This is a genomic window from Micromonospora sp. DT15 (assembly GCF_049841475.1).
Lineage (GTDB): Bacteria > Actinomycetota > Actinomycetes > Mycobacteriales > Micromonosporaceae > Micromonospora.
In genome coordinates this window covers 351,436-372,271 of record NZ_JBNCKJ010000005.1, presented here as the reverse complement: position 1 = coordinate 372,271, position 20,836 = coordinate 351,436, and the positions used below count along the sequence as shown (strand labels likewise).

Annotated in this window: 21 protein-coding genes and 2 pseudogenes; 14 read left to right on the top strand and 9 right to left on the bottom strand. The window is 71.5% G+C overall.

What is annotated here, in order from left to right:
- Positions 1–348, bottom strand: coding sequence for a hypothetical protein (locus ACLQ3F_RS14205; RefSeq protein ID WP_425849304.1), 348 nt, complete (start codon positions 346–348; stop codon positions 1–3).
- Positions 349–372: 24 nt separating this feature from the next.
- On the bottom strand, positions 373–1,143 hold the full coding sequence (locus ACLQ3F_RS14200) for a class I SAM-dependent methyltransferase (protein WP_425849139.1): 771 nt from the start codon (positions 1,141–1,143) through the stop codon (positions 373–375).
- Between the two features lie 40 nt (positions 1,144–1,183).
- Here ACLQ3F_RS14200 and ACLQ3F_RS14195 point away from each other — a divergent pair, with 40 nt between their 5' ends.
- Entirely contained in the window at positions 1,184–1,750 is a 567-nt protein-coding gene (locus ACLQ3F_RS14195) for a DUF3592 domain-containing protein (protein ID WP_425849137.1), read from the top strand.
- On the opposite strand, the gene ACLQ3F_RS14190 is transcribed toward ACLQ3F_RS14195, so the two are convergent.
- Together ACLQ3F_RS14190 and ACLQ3F_RS14185 are read right to left on the bottom strand one after the other, a co-directional pair.
- A complete protein-coding gene (locus tag ACLQ3F_RS14190; protein ID WP_425849134.1) occupies positions 1,743–2,420 on the bottom strand; it encodes a hypothetical protein in 678 nt (225 codons plus the stop codon). The genes ACLQ3F_RS14195 and ACLQ3F_RS14190 overlap by 8 nt on opposite strands.
- 140 nt (positions 2,421–2,560) lie before the next feature.
- Positions 2,561–3,019 (bottom strand): ArsI/CadI family heavy metal resistance metalloenzyme, encoded by a 459-nt coding sequence (locus ACLQ3F_RS14185; protein ID WP_425849131.1) that lies wholly within the window; start codon positions 3,017–3,019, stop codon positions 2,561–2,563.
- A 77-nt stretch (positions 3,020–3,096) separates the two neighbouring features.
- On the opposite strand from ACLQ3F_RS14185, the gene ACLQ3F_RS14180 reads away from it, so the two are divergent.
- From ACLQ3F_RS14180 to ACLQ3F_RS14170, 3 genes are read left to right on the top strand one after another with little or no spacing between them, the layout of a single operon-like run.
- The gene (locus ACLQ3F_RS14180) at positions 3,097–3,471 is read left to right on the top strand and encodes an ArsR/SmtB family transcription factor (protein WP_425849129.1); all 375 of its coding nucleotides are present in this window, start codon (positions 3,097–3,099) and stop codon (positions 3,469–3,471) included.
- Positions 3,468–4,205: an aquaporin gene (locus tag ACLQ3F_RS14175; RefSeq protein ID WP_425849126.1), complete on the top strand. Its 738-nt coding sequence runs from the start codon at positions 3,468–3,470 to the stop codon at positions 4,203–4,205. Before ACLQ3F_RS14180 ends, ACLQ3F_RS14175 begins: the two co-directional genes overlap by 4 nt.
- Positions 4,202–4,603 carry an arsenate reductase ArsC gene (locus ACLQ3F_RS14170; RefSeq protein WP_425849123.1) on the top strand — a complete coding sequence of 134 codons (402 nt, stop codon included), beginning with the start codon at positions 4,202–4,204 and terminating at the stop codon, positions 4,601–4,603. Before ACLQ3F_RS14175 ends, ACLQ3F_RS14170 begins: the two co-directional genes overlap by 4 nt.
- Before the next feature lie 18 nt (positions 4,604–4,621).
- On the opposite strand, the gene ychF is transcribed toward ACLQ3F_RS14170, so the two are convergent.
- Positions 4,622–5,707 carry a redox-regulated ATPase YchF gene (ychF, locus tag ACLQ3F_RS14165; RefSeq protein WP_355010165.1) on the bottom strand — a complete coding sequence of 362 codons (1,086 nt, stop codon included), beginning with the start codon at positions 5,705–5,707 and terminating at the stop codon, positions 4,622–4,624.
- Positions 5,708–5,850: 143 nt separating this feature from the next.
- Here ychF and ACLQ3F_RS14160 point away from each other — a divergent pair, with 143 nt between their 5' ends.
- Positions 5,851–6,420 (top strand): exonuclease, encoded by a 570-nt coding sequence (locus ACLQ3F_RS14160; protein ID WP_425849121.1) that lies wholly within the window; start codon positions 5,851–5,853, stop codon positions 6,418–6,420.
- 3 nt (positions 6,421–6,423) lie between these two features.
- Here the strand turns inward: ACLQ3F_RS14160 and ACLQ3F_RS14155 are convergent, their stop codons facing one another.
- Positions 6,424–7,158 carry a Type 1 glutamine amidotransferase-like domain-containing protein gene (locus ACLQ3F_RS14155; protein WP_425849119.1) on the bottom strand — a complete coding sequence of 245 codons (735 nt, stop codon included), beginning with the start codon at positions 7,156–7,158 and terminating at the stop codon, positions 6,424–6,426.
- Positions 7,159–7,272: 114 nt separating this feature from the next.
- Positions 7,273–7,776 carry a hypothetical protein gene (locus ACLQ3F_RS14150; RefSeq protein WP_425849117.1) on the bottom strand — a complete coding sequence of 168 codons (504 nt, stop codon included), beginning with the start codon at positions 7,774–7,776 and terminating at the stop codon, positions 7,273–7,275.
- Between the two features lie 139 nt (positions 7,777–7,915).
- Between ACLQ3F_RS14150 and ACLQ3F_RS14145 the strand changes: the two genes are divergently transcribed.
- From ACLQ3F_RS14145 to valS, 9 genes and pseudogenes are all read left to right on the top strand, one after another.
- Entirely contained in the window at positions 7,916–8,425 is a 510-nt protein-coding gene (locus tag ACLQ3F_RS14145) for a SigE family RNA polymerase sigma factor (RefSeq protein WP_425849115.1), read from the top strand.
- The gene (locus tag ACLQ3F_RS14140) at positions 8,422–8,940 is read left to right on the top strand and encodes a hypothetical protein (protein ID WP_425849113.1); all 519 of its coding nucleotides are present in this window, start codon (positions 8,422–8,424) and stop codon (positions 8,938–8,940) included. The genes ACLQ3F_RS14145 and ACLQ3F_RS14140 overlap by 4 nt, the downstream gene beginning before the upstream one ends.
- A 288-nt stretch (positions 8,941–9,228) precedes the next feature.
- The gene (locus tag ACLQ3F_RS14135) at positions 9,229–10,680 is read left to right on the top strand and encodes an FAD-binding oxidoreductase (protein ID WP_425849111.1); all 1,452 of its coding nucleotides are present in this window, start codon (positions 9,229–9,231) and stop codon (positions 10,678–10,680) included.
- Between the two features lie 78 nt (positions 10,681–10,758).
- Positions 10,759–11,785, top strand: a pseudogene (locus tag ACLQ3F_RS14130) (bifunctional transcriptional activator/DNA repair enzyme AdaA); the annotation flags it as partial.
- Between the two features lie 110 nt (positions 11,786–11,895).
- Positions 11,896–12,243: pseudogene (locus ACLQ3F_RS14125) on the top strand (DNA-3-methyladenine glycosylase family protein); the annotation flags it as partial.
- Complete coding sequence (locus ACLQ3F_RS14120) at positions 12,240–12,749, top strand: methylated-DNA--[protein]-cysteine S-methyltransferase (RefSeq protein ID WP_355010172.1); 510 nt, start codon at positions 12,240–12,242, stop codon at positions 12,747–12,749. The pseudogene ACLQ3F_RS14125 and the gene ACLQ3F_RS14120, both read left to right, overlap by 4 nt.
- 37 nt (positions 12,750–12,786) lie before the next feature.
- Complete coding sequence (locus tag ACLQ3F_RS14115) at positions 12,787–14,643, top strand: ABC transporter ATP-binding protein (RefSeq protein WP_425849109.1); 1,857 nt, start codon at positions 12,787–12,789, stop codon at positions 14,641–14,643.
- Entirely contained in the window at positions 14,640–16,520 is a 1,881-nt protein-coding gene (locus ACLQ3F_RS14110) for an ABC transporter ATP-binding protein (RefSeq protein WP_425849106.1), read from the top strand. Before ACLQ3F_RS14115 ends, ACLQ3F_RS14110 begins: the two co-directional genes overlap by 4 nt.
- 91 nt (positions 16,521–16,611) lie before the next feature.
- The gene (gene valS / locus ACLQ3F_RS14105) at positions 16,612–19,176 is read left to right on the top strand and encodes a valine--tRNA ligase (RefSeq protein ID WP_425849104.1); all 2,565 of its coding nucleotides are present in this window, start codon (positions 16,612–16,614) and stop codon (positions 19,174–19,176) included.
- 46 nt (positions 19,177–19,222) lie between these two features.
- Here the strand turns inward: valS and ACLQ3F_RS14100 are convergent, their stop codons facing one another.
- Both ACLQ3F_RS14100 and ACLQ3F_RS14095 read right to left on the bottom strand, forming a co-directional pair.
- Positions 19,223–19,867, bottom strand: a complete 645-nt coding sequence (locus tag ACLQ3F_RS14100; RefSeq protein WP_355010176.1) for a hypothetical protein — start codon at positions 19,865–19,867, stop codon at positions 19,223–19,225.
- A gap of 258 nt (positions 19,868–20,125) precedes the next feature.
- Entirely contained in the window at positions 20,126–20,836 is a 711-nt protein-coding gene (locus ACLQ3F_RS14095) for an ABC transporter permease (RefSeq protein WP_355010177.1), read from the bottom strand.

The following is a 20,836-nucleotide window of genomic DNA, read 5'->3' as shown; positions in this document are numbered from 1 at the left end:
CTACCGGAGGTCGTCGCCAGTCAGGACGGGACAGCCGAACATGTCAGTGAGGACGGTCCGCTGGTGGTCGGTCAGCGGGTTCGCGAAGACCACGACGCCAACCCCTTGCTGCCGGCAGGCCTCGGCGACTTCGCTTGCCCGACCGGGGCTGAGCAATGTCCGCCGCGAGAACGGGTCACCCATCTTGTCCGCGCCGCCGGCAGAGACTCCCCGCCGTTGCACGTGCCGGCCCACGACCCGGCCACCGTGGGCTTCCACAAGGCTGGCCAGCAGATCGAGTGTGCTCTCGAACTCCTTGTCCTTCGCCGAAAACAGACCCACCAGCGCCACCTCGGCGCCTGCCAGCACAGCTTCCAATGCCCCGCCCGGCCGTCAGCTCCGGCGGGCGCGCAGCACGCCGGTCAGCATCGGCAGCGTGAACTCGCCGTGGGCGGTTTCGGGTCGGCTCCCGAGGAAGCGACGGATCCGGCCGAGGGTGGCCTCTCGCTCCTCGTCCGGCATGACCAGCATTCCGGCTCGCGTCGCGAGCGTCGCGACGAGCGAGTCGGCGGTACGCCGCTGACCGTGCGGGAACTCGACCTGCTCTGCCGATTCGAACCGGGCGATCAGGCCGGGGCTCGGAACGAACATGTCCGCCGTCGCGGCGCGCCAACTGCTCAACGTGTCACGCGGGCCGATGGCCGCACTCCCGCTGACCCGTTCGAGCCCGGCAACCCAGTCGATCCGGTCGTCCATGATGTTCCACAGACCGGCCAGGATGCCGCCAGGGGCGAGAACCCGGGCGATCTCCGCCCCGGCGACGGTCATGTCGAACCAGTGCAGGGCGTTGCCGGCGAGCACGGCATCGACGGACCCGTCCGGCAACGGGATGGCCTCGGCGCTGCCCGGCAGGGCACGGACGGTCGGCACCGCACGGCGCAGCTCGGCGAGCATCGCCGGGTCGGGTTCGACAGCCACGACGTCCGCGCCCACCGCCGCCAGCGTCGCGGACAGCTTGCCGGTGCCGGCGCCCAGGTCGAGCACGCGTAGACCGGGGGCGGCCTCCAGCGCCCACCGCACCGCGGCCTGCGCGTAATCGGGGCGGTGCTCGGCGTACGCGGTCGCCGCCGCGCCGAACGACGATCGGAGCCGCTCATCTGTCATGCGGTCAACGTACCGCCGCTTGTCGACATCGACTGCGACCATGACCACCGTGCAGATCTTGCGGAGCTGGTGGCGCGTCCGTTATCCCGTCTACGCGCTCGGCCTCGTGGTCGGGATGGTCATGTTGTGGCTGCCTTTCAAGACCTTTCAGGACAACGACGCCTGGGAGAGCCGACTGCGGGTCCATGGCGTGCCAGCCCAGGCAGTCGTCGATGAACTTGCACACAAGCGGCGGAAGACGATGCACCTGAGCTATGAATTCGCCGGTGCTCAACGTCAGGCCGAGGTTGGCTGCTGGGAGGTCTGCCTGGCGGCCGGCAGCGCGGTGCGGATCTGGGTGAACCCCAAGGACCCGGATGACTTCGTGACCGACTTCGGCATCCTCAGCGGGCATCGAGGCCGGCTGCAGGGGGTGGTCGGAGCGGCAGGCCTGGTTCTGTCCGGGTGGATGGCGCTGGCCGTGATCGCCCACCTTTACCAACAACGACGCGGCCACCGGCGACAGGACTGGAAGCGGGAGCAACGAGATCAGCGCCAACGACAGTTCGCGAACGCCAGGGCCGGAAGAAAACGCAAGCCGAGTGGGCGACGAACGCCGTTCAAGTGATCGACATCGCCGGTCGGCAGCTGTCGCTGGTCGTCCTGGGCACCGGCCGTTGGCTCACATCGGGCTGCATGGGCGGATTGGTTGCGGCCAGAGACATGAGGCCACGATCGGTGCGCATCAGTTCAACGGTCTTTCTGGCAACAACCTTGTAGCTGTCATGAAGCGTGACAGGCACGTCGAGCCCATCCGCTCCTTCCGAGATGGGAAGTACGGCATCCACTTCGGAGACGAACCTCGACATGAGGTCGCAGCATTCACGGGCGGAGTCTCGGACCGGCGCGGAGGCCGAAAGCTCCAGTTCCGCCATGATGCCTACGGCTTTTACGCTGGCATCGTAGAGGTCATCAGTATCCACAATGAACAGATGCCCCTCTCCGGCCTCGATCATCTGCCTGATGTCAGCCGCTTTGCGACCCCAGTTCCAGATGGTCTGCATGAACTGTTTGTAGGTCTCTTCGCGTGCCTCGCGGTGCCGAAGCTCGTCCTCTCGCTGCCACTGCGCCGCCCGGTCTTGGCGCTCCCGCTCCCAGCGTTCCTGCTCTCGTTCGCGCTCCAAGTTCCACCGACGGTCCTCGCGGCGAGTGGTAAGGAACTGGGTCGAAATAGCGGCCCCGAGGGTGCCGGTAACACCAAGCGCGGCGACGAGAAGAACCGGCCAGATCTGGTTCATGCCGAGAGTATCCAGCCCCGATGCAGCGGTGACGGCGCGCCCCGCCGTCTCGCTCCTGCCTGACGGCTGAGGCACGATGATGCGACCCGGACTGCGCGCCCGCCTCCTAAATCGACGACGGGCGCGCGAGAGCGGAAAGGTCAGCAGCAGCTTGAAGCGGCCCCGCTGGTGGCCGGCTCCGTCTCGGCGGCTGGGGTGCAGCACGCACTCTCGGTGGCCTTGTCCAACTGCGGGGAGTCGGCCTTGACGGTGTAGACCTCCCACGGCTCATTGCCGGGGCCGTGCACCCACACCTTGTCCTGGAGGGCGTAGCAGCACTCGGTGTTGTTCTCTTCCAGCGTGATGAGACCGGAGTCGGTGAGGCGCTTGGTGGCGGCGTTGACATCGTCGGTGCTGGCGACCTCAACGCCGAGGTGGTCCATGACGGTGGGCTGGTCGGCCTCACCCTCCAGGAGCACGAGCTTCAGCGGCGGGTTCTCAACGGCGAAGTTGGCGTAGCCGGGGCGGCGTTTGGCCGGCTCGACGCCGAACAGGTTGGCGTAGAAGGCTACGGAGCCTTCGAGGTCGGATACGCGCAGGGCGAGCTGGACACGGGACACGGCCATCTCCTTGTCTAGATGCTTATCGAAGCAAGACCTACGTTGCACCCTGTTTCGAAATCTGTCAAGGTAGAGGCATGTCGAAACAAGAGCTGCCGGTGGTAGACCTCAACGCCGTGGCCTGCTGCTCGCCGCTCGCGGTCCGCCCCATGGACGCCGAGCAGGCCGCGATGGTCGCACCGCTGTTCAAGGCCCTCGGGGATCCGATCCGGCTACGGCTGATGTCGATGATCGCCTCGGTGCCGGAGATGTGCGTCTGCGACCTAACCCCGGCGTTCGACCTGTCCGGGCCGACCATCTCTCACCACCTCAAGGTGCTGCGTGAGGCGGGCCTGGTCGACTCGGAGCGGCGCGGCACCTGGGTCTGGTACCGGGTGAAACCGGAAGCGTTCCGGCAACTTGAGGCGCTCCTGGACATCTCCGCCGCCCCGGCCGCCAGCAGCACCGCGTGAGCCTTGCCCTGCCACGGCGAGCCTCGGCGGAGTTCGCCGGCACCGCGCTGCTGGTCGCCGCCGTGGTCGGCTCCGGGATCACCGCCGCCCGGCTCTCCCCCACCGACGTCGGTCTCCAACTCCTGGAAAACGCGATCGCCACCGCCCTGGCCCTGGGCGCGCTGATCCTGACCTTCGGCCCGGTGTCCGGCGCACACTTCAACCCGGTCGTCTCAGCCGTCGACTGGTGGCTCGGCCGCCGCTCCGGCACCGGCCTGACCGGGCGGGACCTCGCCGCCTACGCCGCCGCCCAGTCCGGCGGCGCGATCACCGGCGCGGTCCTGGCTGACGTGATGTTCGGCCTGCCGGCGGTGGCCTGGTCCCGCACCGAACGGACCGGGGGAAACCTGTGGCTGGCCGAGGTGGTCGCCACCGCCGGACTGGTCGTCCTGGTCTTCGCCCTCGCCCGCTCCGGCCGCACCACAGCCGCTCCGGCCGCTGTGGGCGCCTATATCGGCGCGGCCTACTGGTTCACCTCGTCGACGTCGTTCGCGAATCCCGCCGTCACCATCGGCCGGGCCTTCACCGACACCTTCGCCGGTATCGCTCCAACCTCGCTACCCGGTTTCATCGCCGCCCAGCTCGTCGGCGGCCTGGTCGCCGTCGCAGCCCTCGCCGCCTGGTACCCCCACGCCGCCGACACGGCCGACGCCGTCGTCGTGCCCCACCTCACCCGGGAGACCGAAGCTCGATGAGCAGCAAGCCCACCGTCCTGTTCGTCTGCGTCCACAACGCCGGCCGCTCCCAGATGGCCGCCGGCTGGCTGCGCCACCTCGCCGGCGACACCGTTGAGGTCCGCTCCGCAGGCAGTGAACCCGCCAACCAGATCAACCCCGTCGCAGTCGAAGCCATGCGCGAGGTCGGCATCGACATCACCGGCCAGATCCCTGCCAAGCTCACCTGGGACACGGCCGAAGCCAGCGACGTCATCATCACCATGGGCTGCGGCGACGCCTGTCCCATCTTTCCCGGCAAACGCTACGAAGACTGGAAGCTCACCGACCCGGCCGGCCAGCCTCTCGCCGTCGTCCGCCAGGTACGCGACGACATCCGCGCCCGGGTTCAGAAGCTCGTCGACACGCTCCGCACCTAGCGCTGGAACGTTTCGGACTCAGACGTTGAAGCGGAACTCCACCACGTCGCCGTCCTGCATGACGTACTCCTTGCCCTCGATGCGGACCTTGCCCGCCGCCTTGGCCGACGCCATCGAACCGTGCTCGACCAGGTCGTGGTAGGAGACCACCTCGGCCTTGATGAAGCCGCGCTGGAAGTCGCTGTGGATCACACCCGCGGCCTCCGGGGCGGTGGCGCCGACCGGGACGGTCCAGGCGCGCGCTTCCTTGGGGCCGGCCGTGAGGTACGTCTGGAGGCCGAGGGTACGGAAGCCGACCCGGACGAGCTGGTTGAGGCCGGGCTCGTTCTGCCCGATCGACTCCAGCAGCTCGCGGGCCTCGTCCTCGGGCAGGTCCACCAGCTCAGATTCGATCTTGGCGTCCATGAAGATGGCCTCGGCGGGGGCGACCAGGGCGCGCAGCTCGTCGAGGAACGTCTCGTTGGCCAGCTCGGCCTCGTCGACGTTGAAGACGTACAGGAAGGGCTTGGTGGTGAGCAGGTGCAGCTCGCGCAGGTGCTCCAGCTCGATCTTGGCGGCGGCGGCCCCGGAGTAGAGCGTGGTGCCACCGTCGAGCACCTCGATCGCGGCCTTCGCGGCGGCGACAGCGGCGGCCCGGTCCTTGCGGAGCTTGGCCTCCTTCTCCAACCGGGGCAGCGCCTTGTCCAGGGTCTGCAGGTCGGCGAGGATCAGCTCGGTGTTGATCGTCTCGATGTCGTCGGCCGGGGAGACCTTGCCGTCGACGTGCACCACGTTCGGGTCGGAGAAGGCCCGGACGACCTGGCAGATCGCCGAGGCGTCCCGGATGTTGGCCAGGAAGGCGTTGCCCCGGCCCTGCCCCTTCGACGCGCCGCGGACCAGGCCGGCGATGTCGACGAACGACACCGGCGCCGGCAGCACCTTCTGCGAGGAGAAGATCTCGGCCAGCTTGCCCAGCCGCTCGTCGGGAAGCCCGACCACGCCGACGTTGGGCTCGATGGTGGCGAACGGGTAGTTCGCCGCCAGCACGTCGTTCTTGGTCAACGCGTTGAACAGCGTGCTCTTGCCGACGTTGGGCAGGCCGACGATGCCGATGGTGAGACTCACGACGGGCCAGCTTACGCCGGTCCCGGCCGGGCCGGTCCACGCGGCTCCGATTCGTCGCCGCGCCGCTGGTCGATCGTCGCTCCCACCGCGCCCCGTCAGGCGTTGCTAATCTGCCGGTTCGACGTTCCGCTGCTGGAGGTGGGATGACCTCGACGTTGCCCGAGCTGTACATCGCCGTCGATGTGGAGGCGGACGGGCCGATCCCCGGGCCGTACAGCATGATCTCGCTGGGCATGGCCGTGGCCGGCCGCCCGGACCTCACCTTCTACACCGAGCTGCGTCCCATCTCCGACGAGTTCGTCCCGGCGGCGTTGGCCGTCTCCGGCCTGGACCGGGACCGGCTGCTGCGGGAGGCACCCACCGCGCAGGAGGCGATGTCCGCCGCGGCGGCCTGGGTCGACGGGCTGCGCCGGGTCGGCCGTCCGGTCTTCCTCGCCGCCCCGGCCGTCTGGGACGGCATGTTCGTGCACTGGTACTTCGTCCGCTTCGTGGGGCACAGCCCGTTCGGTGCGACCGGCTCCGGTGTTGATCTCCGCAGCTACTGGATGGGGCTGACCGGCAGCGACTGGGCCAAGACCCACCAGGACACGATCAAGCAAGAGTTGGGCCTGCACGACATGCCGCACACGCACCACGCCGGGGAGGACGCCGCCGAGCTGGCCCAGGTCTTCGACGCGGTGTTGCGCAGCCGACAGCCGGTCGAGGAGGCGTAACGCTCAGCCGAGCCGGCGGGGGGCGATGACCGCCTCCCGGACGCTGCCGTCCGCGCCGCGGCTGACCTCGTACGCCGAAACGCCCTCGCGGTCCGCGATTGCCTCGACCAGCCGGGTGCCCCGGTAGACCAGGCCGACGCCGTCGTCGGTGCAGTGGCTGGTGGGAAGCGTGCCGTCACCGACCAGCTCGTGCATCAGCGGGCGGCGCTGGCCCTCGCTGTCGTAGTGCACGCCGTTGCCGTACGGGAGCCAGGCCAGGCCCTCGGTGAAGCCGCGCAGCTTGGGGCCGAAGCTGTCGGTGGCACCGCCGACATGCCAGCAGATCGAGCCGGCGGAGACGCCGGCCAGCACCACGCCGGCCTGCCAGCACTCGTGCAGGATCTCGTCGAGACCGTGCACCCGCCACACGGCGACCAGGTTGGCGACGCTGCCACCGCCGACCCAGATCACGTCCTGGGCGAGCAGGTGGGCGCGGATGTCCTCGACGTTCGGCATCGGGAACAGGGCGAGGTGTGACAGCCGGAACCGGGTGTCGGCGAACGCGCCGTAGACGGCGGTCAGCGAGGTGGGCTGGTCGCCGACGGCCTGCCCGAGGTAGCAGACCCGCGGCTGCGGACCGGCTTCGGCCAACTCGGCCGCCAGCTCGAAGACCGGGCTGGGGCGCAGGTCGTACGGCCCGCGGTCGCCCCGGAAGAAGCCCATGCTGGTGGCGATGATGGTCGGTTCGCTGGCGGGCATCGGAGCGTCCTTCCGTCGAGGGCGGTGCGGCGTCCATCCTGCCGTAGCCGGTCTCCGGCGCGCTGGGTGTGGGGCCGACCGCCAGCCGCGGGTGGCGGTCGGACCTCGCCATGATCAACTAAACTGGTCGGGCCGCCGCTGGCGGGGCACCTCGGCCTCGGGCCAGTGACCCAGGGCCCGACGGTCGGCCAGGGACAGTTGCCCGGCGGCGGCGCGGGGCAGTGTGAACCGGTCGGCGGCGGCCGGCCCGGCCGAGACCGACTCGCGCAACATCCAACGCACCTCGTCGTCCGTCCAGCCCAGCCCAGGCCGCGTGGCGATCTCGCGGATCAACCGCCGGCCAACGCTCGTGTCGTCGTCGTAGAAGCGCATGCACCAGTGGTGCGTCCACATCCCGAGGGCCCGCAGGCCCGCGTCGTCGAGTGAGCCCGCCAACCGGCCGCAGGCCGTGTCGGGGAAGCTCTGCTCGCGGTCGCCCGCCCGGTCCCGTTCGATGGCGCCCACGGCGGCCGGCGCGACGGCCCGCATCCGGCGGTAGAAGGACTGCGCCACTGCGCGGGGCAGCGGCGGGAACGCCCCCGGTGTCGACGCCGCCGCCCAACCCGCCACGCTCGCCATCCGCCGCACCCCTTCTTCAGTTGGTGGCCGGACGCTACCCGGCACGACCGACACTTTCGGGCCGAAAAACCCCACCGATCGTGGATAGCGACGATGACCTGGGACGTCTGTATCTGTGACAACGAAACGGGGGTGGTGGGTGGACGAGGACGAGCGCGCGCGGCTGGCCGAATTCGTCGGCAGCCGGACTCCGGCGCTGATGCGGGTCGCGTACCTGCTGACCGGGGACCGCAACGCCGCCGAGGACCTGTTCCAGTCGGCGTTGGCGCGGACCATCCCGAAGTGGGGAACCATTCGGCACGCCGACCCCGAGGGCTACCTGCGCGTGGTGATGTACCGCGAGCAGATCAGCTGGTGGCGGCGACTTCGCCGGTGGCGGGAGACACCGCTCAACCCGGCGGACGAACCGGTCGGCGGCGACCCGAGCGGCGGCTCCGACGTGCGGTTGGCGATGCGGGCCGCGCTGCGCCACCTGCCACCGACGCAGCGGGCGGTGGTGGTCCTGCGCTACTACGAGGACCTCCCCGAAGCCCGGGTGGCCGAGTTGCTGGGCTGCTCGGTGGGGACCGTGCGCAGCCGTACCCATCGAGCGGTGAGGCGACTGCGCGACCTGCTGCCGGACGTCGACATGCTGGAGGTACGGCGATGACCGAACCCTTCGAGCACCTCATCCGCTCCACCCTCACCGACCTGGCCGAGGAGGCACCGATCGTGCATGACCAGTTGAGCCGAGCGGAACGGCGGGTGCGCAACAGACGTCGCGCCACTGTGGCAGTGGGGGCGGTGAGCACCCTGGCGGCGATCCTGATCGCGACTCCGCTCGCCCTCGCCGCGACCGGCTCGGACGGGCCTCCCCCGGCCGTGCCCAGTCCGGCCGGTCCGGCAGCCGTGCCCAGCCCACCCGTGCCAACCCCGTCCGCGCCCACCGCTGTGCCGACGGTCGAGCCGAGCCCCGGTGGCGCGGACGCGAATCCGTCTGGCCCGCCCGGCGTACCGGAACGGCCGACGGTCTCGCCGACCCCGTCGGCTCCGCCGGGCGTACCAGGCAAGCCGGGGGCACCGGGTGCGCCGGCCGGACCGACCGCCTCACCAAGCCCGTCGAATCCGCCGGGCCCGCCCGGTGTGCCGGGCCGACCGACGGTGTCGCCGACCCCGTTGCGCTGACCAGGACCGGTCCGGTCGGTGGTTTCCTCGCGCCGGCCGGACCGGCCGTCCCACTGTCATCGCCGGGCACGGTGGTGCCGGGCACGGTGGTGGCCTCCCGAGCCGGGGGCGGGGAACCGGTCCGAGATTCCGGTCACCCTCTCGCGCCACTCCCCGGTCCCGGCGAGCGTCACCCCCCGCGGTGACCAGCGGGCACCGGTCCACCGAATTTGTCGAGGCCGGCATGCCCGCTCATTCTTGGGCCATGACCGATCCCGGACGCCCGAGGCGCGAGCTGCGGGGGCGACGATGAGCACCGCCATGGCCCGGGTGCCCGACTCCCTCCGGGGGCAGATCGTCACGCCCGGCGACCGCCGGTACGCGCAACTGCGCTCGACGTACACCAGGTCGGCGTCTCCGGCCGCGGTCCTGCTGCCGAAGACGACAGAGCAGGTCGTCGACGCGCTGCGCTACGCGCGGGAGCAGCGGCTGCCCATCGCGGTCCGCAGCGGGGGGCACGGCCTCTCCGGAGCCTCGTCCAACAACGGTGGGGTCGTCATCGACCTGTCCATGCTCAACCGGGTTCAGGTGATCGACGAGCGGGCCGGGCTGGTCCGGGTCGAGGCCGGTGCCCGCTGGGCGAACGTGGCGAAGGCGCTGGCCCCGTACGGCCTGGTGATCAGCTCGGGTGACTACGGCGGCGTCGGCGTCGGCGGCCTGGCCACCGGCGGTGGTGTCGGCTGGCTGGTCCGCGCCCACGGTCTCACCATCGACCGGGTCCGCGCCGTCGAGGTGGTGCTGGCGGACGGGACGCTGGTACGAGCGGACGCCGACCACGAGCCGGAGCTGTTCTGGTTGGTCCGCGGCGCCGGGGCCGGCGCGGGCATCGTGGTGGCCTTCGAGATCGAGGCGGTCGAGCAGCGCAACGTCGGCGTCGCGCAGCTGGTCGTCGAGGCGCATCCGGACGGCCGCACCGTCCGGGAGTGGACGAGCTACCTCGCCCAGGCGCCACGGGAGCTGTCGGCGGCCGCCGTGGTGTTCGCCGAGGGTCGATCGGTCCTCATGTCCATCACCGCGGTGGTCGCCGCCGAGAGCCTGCGCCGGGCCCGGCCGGCGGTGGAGCCGCTGCTCGCCGTCGGCAAGGTGCTCGAACACCGGACCGACCTGCTGCCCTACCCGACGCTGGTACCGACCGCGCACCTCAACCCCAACGTCGGGCAGCAGCGTGGCACGACCACGAACGGTCTGTTCACCTCGCTGGACGACGCCGGGGCGCGGGCCGTGACTCGGGCGGTGACCGGGCCGGGACGGGCGGTGATCCAGCTCCGCTCGTTGGGCGGCGCTGTCAACGACGTCGCCCCCGACGCGACCGCGTACCCGCATCGCCACCAGGACACGCTGATCGTGGCCTCGGTGTTTCCGCCGCAGGCCGACGCCGCGTTGAACGCCGCCTGGCGGGCCGCCGGGGCCCGCGCCGACGGCGCGTACGTCAACTTCGAGAGCCGGCCGGACCCGGCCGCGTTCGCCCGGATCTACCCGGGCGAGACCGGGGCCCGGGTCCGGCGGCTGTGGAAGCGGTACGACCCGGACGGTGTGTTCCGATCGGCCCTGCTGACCGGCCAGCCACACCGCGCCACCCAGCCGAGCCGAGCCGCGCAGCCGAGCCGAGCCGCACAGCCGAGCCCATCCGGCCAGCCGAGCCCATCCGGCCAGGCGGGCCGATCGGGCCAGCCGCACCGGCGGCGTCGACGCCCCCGTTGACCGGCTCTCCGCGCACCGGCACACCCAGGTCCGATTCCCGCCAGCCGATGACCGGCCGAGCGGGGCATCATCGGTGACATGGAGATGGACTTCGAGCGGTGTTACCGGGCCGTCGACAGCCGTGACCAGCGGTTCGACGGCTGGTTCTACACCGGTGTGACGTCCACCGGGATCTACTGCCGGCCGTCCTGCCCGGCGATCACGCCCAAGCGGCAGAACGTCCGGTTCTTCCCGTCCGCCGCTGCCGCGCAGGGCGCCGGGCTGCGCGCCTGCCGGCGCTGCCGGCCGGACGCCGCGCCCGGCTCACCGCTCTGGGACGTCCGCGCGGACGTGGTCGGTCGGGCGATGCGGCTGATCGCCGACGGGGTTGTCGACCGGGACGGCGTACCGGGGTTGGCCTCCCGGCTGGGCTACACCGAGCGGCACCTGCACCGGATGCTGCGCGCCGAGATGGGTGCCGGGCCGCTCGCGCTGGCCCGGGCCCAGCGCGCCCAGACCGCCCGGATCCTGATCGAGACGACCGACCTGGCGATGGCGGAGATCGCGTTCGCCGCCGGCTTCGGCAGCGTGCGGCAGTTCAACGACACGCTTCGCGAGGTGTACGCGAGCGCCCCGTCTGACCTGCGCACTGCCCGTGGCCGCCAGCAGGCGCCGGCCGGGGCGGGGACCATCTCGCTCCGGCTGGCGTACCGCCCGCCGCTGCACGCCCGGGCGCTGCTGGACTTCCTCGCGGTGCGGGCGTTGCCCGGCGTGGAGGCGGTCCGCGACGGGACGTACCACCGGGGTCTGCGGTTGCCGCACGGCACCGGCCAGGTGGCGCTGACCCCGACGGACGGGCACGTCGCGGCGACGTTGCGGCTGGCCGACCTGCGCGACCTGGCGCCGGCGGTGGCCCGCTGCCGCCGGTTGCTCGACCTGGACGCGGACCCGGCGGCCATCGACGCCACGCTGGCCGCCGACCCGGCGCTGGCACCGGCGATCACCGCCGAACCCGGCATCCGCGTCCCCCGTGCCGTCGACGGCTTTGAGCAGGCCGTCCGCGCCATCATCGGCCAGCAGGTCTCGGTGACCTCGGCAAGAACAACCCTCACCCGCCTCCTCACCGCCAACGCTCGCGTTGATCATGAGGTTGACGAGGTCGAAGAAGATCGAATCCCAGGTCAACTTCATGATCAACGCGATGAGCTGCGGGGGTTCCTGAGCGCGGAGGACCTGTTGGTCCTGCCGGACCCGGCGTTCGGGATGCCGATGGGGCGGCGGGAGGCTCTGCGAGGGTTGGCTCGGGCCGTGGTGGACGGATCCGTCGACCTCGCCGCAGGGGTGGATCGGGAGGAGGCCGTTCGGCGGCTGCTCGCGCTGCCCGGCATCGGCCCGTGGACCGCCAACTACCTGGCCATGCGCGCCTTCGGCGACCCGGACGTCCTCCTCAGCTCCGACCTCGCGGTCCGGCGCGGCGCCGCGGCGCTCGGCCTGCCCGACACCCCACAAACCCTCGACAGGTACGCCGAGCGTTGGCGTCCCTGGCGGTCCTACGCCACGATCAGACTCTGGAGAGCGGCATGAACATCGACAGCACCGTCCTGAGCACACCGGCCGGCCCACTGAGCATCCTCGCCGGCCCCGACGGTGACGTACGGGCGGCCGGCTTCACCCCCGACCCGGCGGTGCTGCTGCCCCTGGTCCATCCGGCCCTGCGGGCACCGCTACGGGAGCGGGCCGACCTCGGCCCGGTCAGTGCGGCGGTCCACTCCTACCTGGACGGTGACCTCGCGGCCATCGACACGGTGCCGGTGCGTCAACGCACCGGTGGCGAGTTCATGGCGCACGCCTGGCAGGTGCTGCGCGAGGTCCCGCCGGGCACCCCGGTCACCTACACCGGGTACGCCGCGCTGGCCGGTCGACCACCGGCGGTCCGAGCCGCTGCGGCTGCCTGCGCCCGGAACGCGGCAGCCCTCTTCGTGCCCTGCCACAGGGTTCTGCGCACCGACGGCACGCTCGGTGGCTACCGCTGGGGGCTGGACGTGAAGAAGTGGCTTCTCGGTCATGAGCGACGCTTGACAACAAGCTGACAGGAGCACCGACACTCATTGACGCTACCGTCTGGTAGTGCCTGTGGAGAGCGACGGCGACCCGGCCGCCCGGGCCGCCGCGGGCACCCACCCCGTGCACAACCTCTGGCGGCTTCGCCCCTACCTGCGCCCGTACGCCGCCGAGTTCGCCTGGCTGCTCGTCGCGGGTCTCGCCGGCACCGCGGCCGGGATCGCCGTACCGCTGGTCGTGCAGCGGGTCGTGGACGGGCCGGTGGCCCGACACGAACCGGCCGGGCTGCTCCAGCTCGGCGGCCTGGCCCTGCTGCTCGGCGTGGTCGAGGCGGTGCTCATCTTCATCCGCCGGTGGGTCCAGTCGTCCTCGGCGGTGGGCATGGAGGCGGCGCTGCGCGCCGACGTCTACGCCCACCTGCAACGGCTGCCGACCAGCTTCCACGACCGCTGGCAGTCCGGCCAGTTGCTCTCCCGGATCACCAGCGACCTGTCGGTGATCCGCCGGTTCCTCTCCTTCGGCGTCTTCTTCCTGGTGCTCAACCTGACCACGTACGTGGTCGTGGTGGTGCTGCTGATCGACCTGCACGCGGCGCTCGGGGTGCTGGTCGCGGCCAGCGCGGTGCCGCTGCTGCTGATCAGTCGCCGGTTCGGCCGGCACTACCACGCCGCGTCCCGCCGGATGCAGGATCAGCAGGGCGACGTGGCGACGCTGGTCGAGGAGACCGCGCAGGGCCTGCGCACCATGAAGGCGTACGGGCGGGGGCCCGAGCTGGCCGCTCGCTTCGCCGGTGCGGCCCGGCGGCTGCACGACACGGGCGTCGGCAAGGGACGGCTGCTGGCGAACACCTCGGCGCTGCTCGACCTGGTACCCAACGTGACCCTGGGCGTGGTGCTGGCGGCCGGGGCGGCCGCCGCCGCGCACGGCGCGCTCACCATCGGCGAGCTGGTCGCGTTCGTCAGCCTCCAACTGATGCTCATCTGGCCGGTGCAGTCACTGGGCTGGATCATCGCCAACGGCCAGGAGGCGGCCACCGCCGCCGACCGCATCCAGGAGGTGCTGGACACTCCACCGGAGATAGTGGATTCCGCCGACGCTGTCGCGTTGCCGCGCAACGCGGTGCACGGTCGGTTGCGCTTCGAGCGGGTCGCGTTCAGCTATCCGGGTGCCACCACCGGGGTGCTGCGCGAGATCGACCTGACCATCGAGCCGGGCGAGACGCTGGCACTGGTCGGCGCCACCGGCTCCGGCAAGAGCACGCTGCTCTCCCTGGTGCCCCGGCTGCACGACGTGACCACCGGCCGGATCACCCTGGACGGGCACGACCTGCGCGAGCTGCGGCTGGCCTCGCTGCGTCGGCTGGTCGGGGTGGCGTTCGAGGAGCCGACGCTCTTCTCCATGTCGGTGCGGGAGAACCTCACCCTGGGCCGCCCGGACGCCGGCGACGACGAGATCCGGGCGGCCCTCGCGCTGGCCCAGGCCGACTTCGCGTACGACCTGCCCTGGGGGTTGGCGACCCGGGTGGGCGAGCAGGGGTTGTCCCTCTCCGGCGGGCAACGGCAACGGCTCGCGTTGGCACGGGCCGTGCTCGGACGACCGGCGGTGCTGGTGCTGGACGATCCGCTCTCCGCTCTCGACGTGCACACCGAGGCCCTGGTCGAAGCGGCGCTGCGGCGGGTTCTGCGCGACAGCACCGCGCTGCTGGTGGTGCACCGGCCGTCGACGATCGCGCTGGCCGACCGGGTCGCACTGCTGGAGGACGGACGGATCACGGCGACCGGCCGGCACTCCGACCTGCTGGCCACCGTCCCGGCGTACCGGGCGCTGCTCGCCGCCGAGCCGCCCGCCGGGCAGCCACCTCCGGCCGGGGCCAGCGGCCCGAGTTCGTCGCCTTCGGACGGGTGGGGGCTGGTGCGCTCGTGAGGGTGCCGGAGCAGGCCGACCCACCTCCCGAGGAGGAGCCCGAGCTCAACCGCTGGCGCGGAACCGCCACCGACCCGGAGGCCGACCGCAGTCGAGCTGAGGACACCAGCCCCGAGGCGGTGGCCCGGCTACGCCGGCTCAGCCGAACCCTGCTGGGCGACCTGCTCCGCCCGCATCGGCGGCGTCTCGCCGCGGCGGTCGCCCTGCTGCTGGCCCAGAACGCCGCCGCGATGGCCGGCCCGTACCTGGTCATGATCGGCATCGACCGGGCCATCCCGCCGTTGCGCGCCGGCGAGGCCAGCCCGCTGGTCACCGTCGCCGGGGCGTTCGCGGTGGCCGCGGTGACCGAGTACGCGGCCCGCCGCGGTTTCCTCACCCTCTCCGCCCGGATCGGCCAGGCCGTCCTGCTCGACCTGCGGCAGCGGGTGTTCGGGCACTTCCTGCGGCTGTCGGTGGGCTTCCACGAGCGGTACACGTCCGGCCGGATGGTCTCCCGGCTCACCAGTGACCTGGACTCGATCGCGGAGCTGGTCGACGGTGGGATCGACAGCCTGGTGCTGGCCGGGCTCTCCATCCTGTCGGTGGCCGCCATCCTGCTCTGGCTGGACCTGCCGCTGGCGGCCGTGACGCTGCTCGCCTTCCCTTTCCTGGTCTGGCTCTCCCGCTGGTTCGCCCGGTCGTCGGCCAGCGCGTACCGACGGACCCGGGACGCGGTCGCGCTGGTCATCGTGCACTTCGTCGAGTCGATGCGGGGCATCCGGGCGGTGCAGGCGTTCCGCCGGGAGCCTCGCAACCAACGGATCTTCGTGGCGCTCGGCGACGACTACCGGCGGAGCAGCCTGCACGCGTTCCGGCTGATCGCCACATACTCGCCAGCGATCAAGCTGATCGGCAACGTCACAGTGGCGGCGGTGCTCTGCTACGGCGGATGGCGGGTGCTCGGCGGGCAGACCGAGATCGGTGTGCTCGCCGCGTTCCTGCTCTACCTACGCCGCTTCTTCGAGCCGATGCAGGAGCTGAGCCAGTTCTACAACTCGTTGCAGTCGGCCACCGCCGCACTTGAGAAGCTGGCCGGGGTGCTCGACGAACGACCGGCCGTCGCCGAACCGGCCCGGCCCACACCGCTGCCGACAGGTCCCGGCCGCGGCGAGTTGATCTTTTGCTCGGTCGGCTTCGGCTACCGGGCCGACACCCCGATTCTCTGCCGGCTGGAGCTGATAGTTCCGGCCGGGCAGACCGTGGCGCTGATCGGCCCCACCGGGGCGGGCAAGTCGACGATCGCCAAGCTGGTCGCCCGGTTCCACGACCCCGACACCGGCACGGTACGGCTGGACGGGGTCGACCTGCGTGACGTACGCGACGCCGACCTGCGCCGCGCGGTGGTGCTGGTGACGCAGGAGAACCACCTGTTCAGCGGGACCGTCGCGGAGAACATCAGGTTCGGTCGCCCGGGGGCCGACGACGCCGCCGTCCAGGCCGCCGCGCGGGCGATCGGCGCGCACGACTTCATCGCCGCACTACCCGAGGGGTACGCCACTCAGGTGCACCGGCGCGGCGGCCGGCTCTCCGCCGGCCAGCGCCAACTGGTCGCGTTCGCCCGCGCGTTCCTGGCCGACCCGACAGTGCTGATCCTGGACGAGGCGACGTCGTCGCTGGACGTGCCGACGGAACGTCTGGTGCAGCGGGCACTCGGCACCATCCTGCGCGACCGCACCGCGCTGGTGATCGCACACCGTTTGTCCACAGTGGAGACCGCTGACCGGGTGCTCGTCCTCGACGGCGGAAGGGTCGTCGAGGACGGCCCGCCGGCCGTGCTCGCCGAGGCCGACGGCCGGTACGCCGCCCTGCACCGCCAGTGGCGTGACTCGCTGATCTGACCGGGCCACCCCACCGCGGCCACGACCGCCGGCCGGTGTGTTCGGTCGCAACTCCGTCGCCCCGCAGCCGGTAGGTGCCTACGATCGCAGGATGACCGATACGGCGAGGACGGCCCGCGCCGGCGTTCCCGAGCGTCCGACCCTGGACGGGCTCGAGGAGAGCTGGGCACGCCGCTGGCAGGAGGAAGGCACGTACGCGTTCGACCGCTCGAAGCAGCGGAGCGACGTGTTCTCGATCGACACCCCACCGCCGACCGTATCGGGCGAGTTGCACATGGGGCACGTCTTCTCGTACACGCACACCGACACCACAGCGCGGTACCAGCGGATGCGCGGCAAGGCCGTCTTCTACCCGATGGGCTGGGACGACAACGGCCTGCCCACCGAGCGTCGGGCGCAGAACGTGTACGGGGTGCGCTGCGATCCGGCGCTGCCGTACGACCCGGTGTGGCGGCCACCGGCGGCTCCGGTCGACGACGCGGCCCGCCGCGACCCCACCCCGATCTCCCGGCGCAACTTCATCGAGCTGTGCGAACGGTTGACCGTCACCGACGAGCAGGCCTTCGAGGCGCTGTGGCGACGGCTCGGGCTGTCGGTGGACTGGTCCCTGACGTACACGACCATCGGCCGGATCGCCCGGACCACCAGCCAACGGGCGTTCGTCCGCAACCTGCGCCGCCGCGAGGCGTACCAGTCGGAGGCGCCGACCCTGTGGGATGTCGGCTTCGCCACCGCTGTCGCCCAGGCGGAGTTGGAGGACCGGGAGCGCCCCGGCGCCTACCACCGGCTGCGGTTCACCGCGGCCGACGGGCGGGAGGTGCTCATCGACACCACCCGGCCGGAGCTGCTACCGGCCTGCGTGGCGCTGGTCTGCCACCCCGACGACGAGCGGTACGCCGACCTGGTGGGCACCACCGTGCGCAGTCCGCTGTTCGACGTCGACGTGCCGGTGTACGCCCATCCCCTCGCCGAACCCGGCAAGGGCACCGGTGTCGCGATGGTCTGCACGTTCGGTGACCTGACCGACGTGACCTGGTGGCGTGAGCTGGGGCTGGACACCCGGGTGGTGATCGGCCGCGACGGTCGGTTGCTCCCCGAGCCGCCGCACGGGGTGCCGGCCCAGCCGTACGCGGCGCTGGCCGGGCAGACCGTCAACGGTGCCCGACGGGAGATCGTCGGGATGCTTGCCGACGCCGGTGACCTGATCGGCGAGCCGCGTCCGATCACCCACCCGGTCAAGTTCTACGAACGCGGCGACCGGCCACTGGAGATCGTGTCGACTCGACAGTGGTATCTGCGCAACGGCGGCCGGGACGCGGCGCTGCGAGCCACGCTGCTGGGCAGGGGCGAGCAGCTGCACTGGGTGCCGACGCACATGAAACACCGCTACGACAACTGGGTGGGCGGCCTCAACGGGGACTGGCTGGTCAGCCGTCAACGCTTCTTCGGCGTGCCGGTGCCGGTGTGGTACCGGCTCGACGACACTGGCGAGCCGGACTGGACCCACCCTCTCACGCCGGACGAGTCCGCGCTGCCAGTCGACCCGTCGAGCGATCCGGCGCCCGGTTACGACGAGTCGCAACGCGGCCGACCGGGCGGCTTCATCGGCGACCCGGACGTTCTGGACACCTGGGCCACGTCCTCGGTGACGCCACAGATCATCGGTGGCTGGGAGACCGACCCGGACCTGTTCGCCCGGGTCTTCCCGATGGACCTCCGCCCGCAGGGGCAGGAGATCATCCGGACCTGGCTCTTCGACACGGTGGTCCGCTCGCACTTCGAGCACGGGGTGCTGCCCTGGCGGGACACCGTGCTCTCGGGCTGGATCCTCGACCCGGACCACAAGAAGATGGCCAAGTCCAAGGGCAACGTGGTCACCCCGCTGGCGCTGCTGGAGCAGCACGGCTCCGACGCGGTGCGTTACTGGGCGGCCAGCGGCAAGCCCGGCATGGACCTGGCCTTCGACCCGGCGCAGATCAAGGTCGGCCGGCGACTGGCTACCAAACTGCTCAACGCGTCCAAGTTCGCGCTCGGGCTGGGCGCCGCCGACGCGTTGCGCGCCCCGACGACCGCACCACTGGACCGGGCCATGCTCGCCGAACTGGCCACCGTGGTCACCGCTGCCGGCACCGCCTTCGACTCGTACGACCACACGGCGGCCCTGCAGGTCACCGAGGCGTTCTTCTGGCGGTTCTGCGACGACTACATCGAGCTGGTCAAGGAGCGGGCCTACGGCACCGGCCCGGCGGCGGACTCCGCACGGGCGGCGCTGGCCTCTGCGCTGTCGGTGCAGTTGCGGTTGTTCGCCCCGGTGCTGCCGTACGTGACCGAGGAGGTCTGGTCGTGGTGGCGGTACGGCTCGGTGCACCAGGCGCCGTGGCCCACCACCTACGAGGTCGCCCGAACGATCGAGGGCTCGGGTGACCCGGCGCTGCTGCGGCTCGCCGGTGACGCGTTGAGCCAGGTGCGACGGGCCAAATCCGAGCGGAAGCTGTCGATGAAGGCGGAGGTGCCGTTGGCGGAGGCGCTCGGCCCGGCGGCGCTGCTGGAGCAGCTCACGCTGGTCGCCGACGACCTACGGGCGGCGGGCCGGATCGGCAAACTCGACCTGCTCCCGGACCGTACCCCGGAGTTGGTCATCGCCTGCGCCTTCTGACCTGCCGGTCCGCCGCCGCCCGCTCGGGCAGCGGCGGACCGGTGCGTCACCAGCCGCGCAGGAAGCGCAGCCCGAGCAGGAACGCGATCACGGCGGGCCCCACCAGCAGGGTGATCGCCTGGAGGCGGTACGGCATCCGGTGCCGGGTCAGCTCCCCCGCGTTGCCCAGCACGATGGCCCCGGCCAACATCAGGAAAGCGCCCCACCAACCGGTCTTCAGGTGGATCAGATCCACCCGGATCAGTTGCAGGGTCAGGCCGAGCAGCGCGCCGGTCAGCGCGAGCAGGGCCACCGCCCGGTGCAGGCCGCGGGCGAGCGGGTGGGCCGCCCGCCACCAGTAGGTGCCGGCGACCGCCAGGCAGGGCAGCACCACCAGGAGCGGCCAGCCTCGCCCCATCACGCCGAACATCAGCAGCGCGCCGACCGCGAAGACGATCGTGCCGACGCAGGCGAGCATGTACCCGGCGAAGGCCCGGCCGCCGCCGCGAACCAGCAACGGCCCACCGCTGGCCGCGATCAACGCGGCCGGGATCAGGATGAAGACCGCCCACCAGTGGAACTGGCCGCTGCCCTGAGCCGCCGTGGCGACTGTGGCACAGGCCAGCCCGGCGACGGCCAGGCTGGTCAGCCACGGGCGGCTGCTCCGGGAGTACGGCTCAGCCAACGACGTCCGCTCCGCTTCGACGCTCACGCCCACCAGCCTGGCCGGAGGTGGCCTGACCGGTCCATCCGGCCAGCCCTACCGCTGCGCGGGGGCTGGCCGGAACAGCGGCTGGGGCGTGTGTCAAAGCCTCGGTCGAGCCGAGGCGGAGTCCAGGCGGCGGTCCGGCAAGGCGGAGATTGGCCCGGATACCGGTGTTGTATCCGGGCCAATCTCCAACGCGGCCGGTCGTCGCCTGGGCCCGCCGCAGGCCGGCCAGGGGCTTCGACACACGCCCTAACACCGTTGTCAGCTCGTCTCGCCGGCCACGCTGAACGAGCGCAGGCGGTCGATGGCGAGCACTGTGAAGCCGACGCTGACCAGCGCGGTCATCACCGAGGCCACCGGCACCGACACGCTGGTCTCCAGCAGCCCGGTGGGGGCGATCCGGTCGGCGAGGGCGATCACGTACTGCTGGATGGAGAGCACCTTGGTGCCGCTGACGAAATTGCCCAGCAGCCCCTCCCAGATCAGCACGTAGACCAACCCGAGCAGCACCGGCCGCCTGGTGACCAGGCTGAGCGCGAGGAACAACGCCGAGTACGCCAGCGCGCCGAGCGCCGCCGAGACCGCCAGCGCCAGTCCGAGGCGTACCGAATCGGCGAGCACACCCGCGACGTAGAGCGGCACCGCCACTGTGACGGCAGTGACCCCGGCGGCCACCGCGAGCTTCGGCAGCACGATCTGCCAGCGCGGCAGCGGCTTGGTCAGGATGTGCACCACGGTGCCGTCGTCGATCTCGGCGCCCAGCACGCCGGTGCCGATGATCAGCGCCACCACCGGCAGCACCACGGCCAGCCCGAGGCCGACCAGCACCGGCGGCCCCCACTGGCCCGGGTCCACCCCCAGCGACCGGCAGAGCACGGCCAGCCCGAGCAGCACCAACGGCAGCGGCAGCAGCAGCAGGAACCGCCGTCGGCCGAACAACCCGCGCGCGGTGATCCAGGTAACTGTCGACAT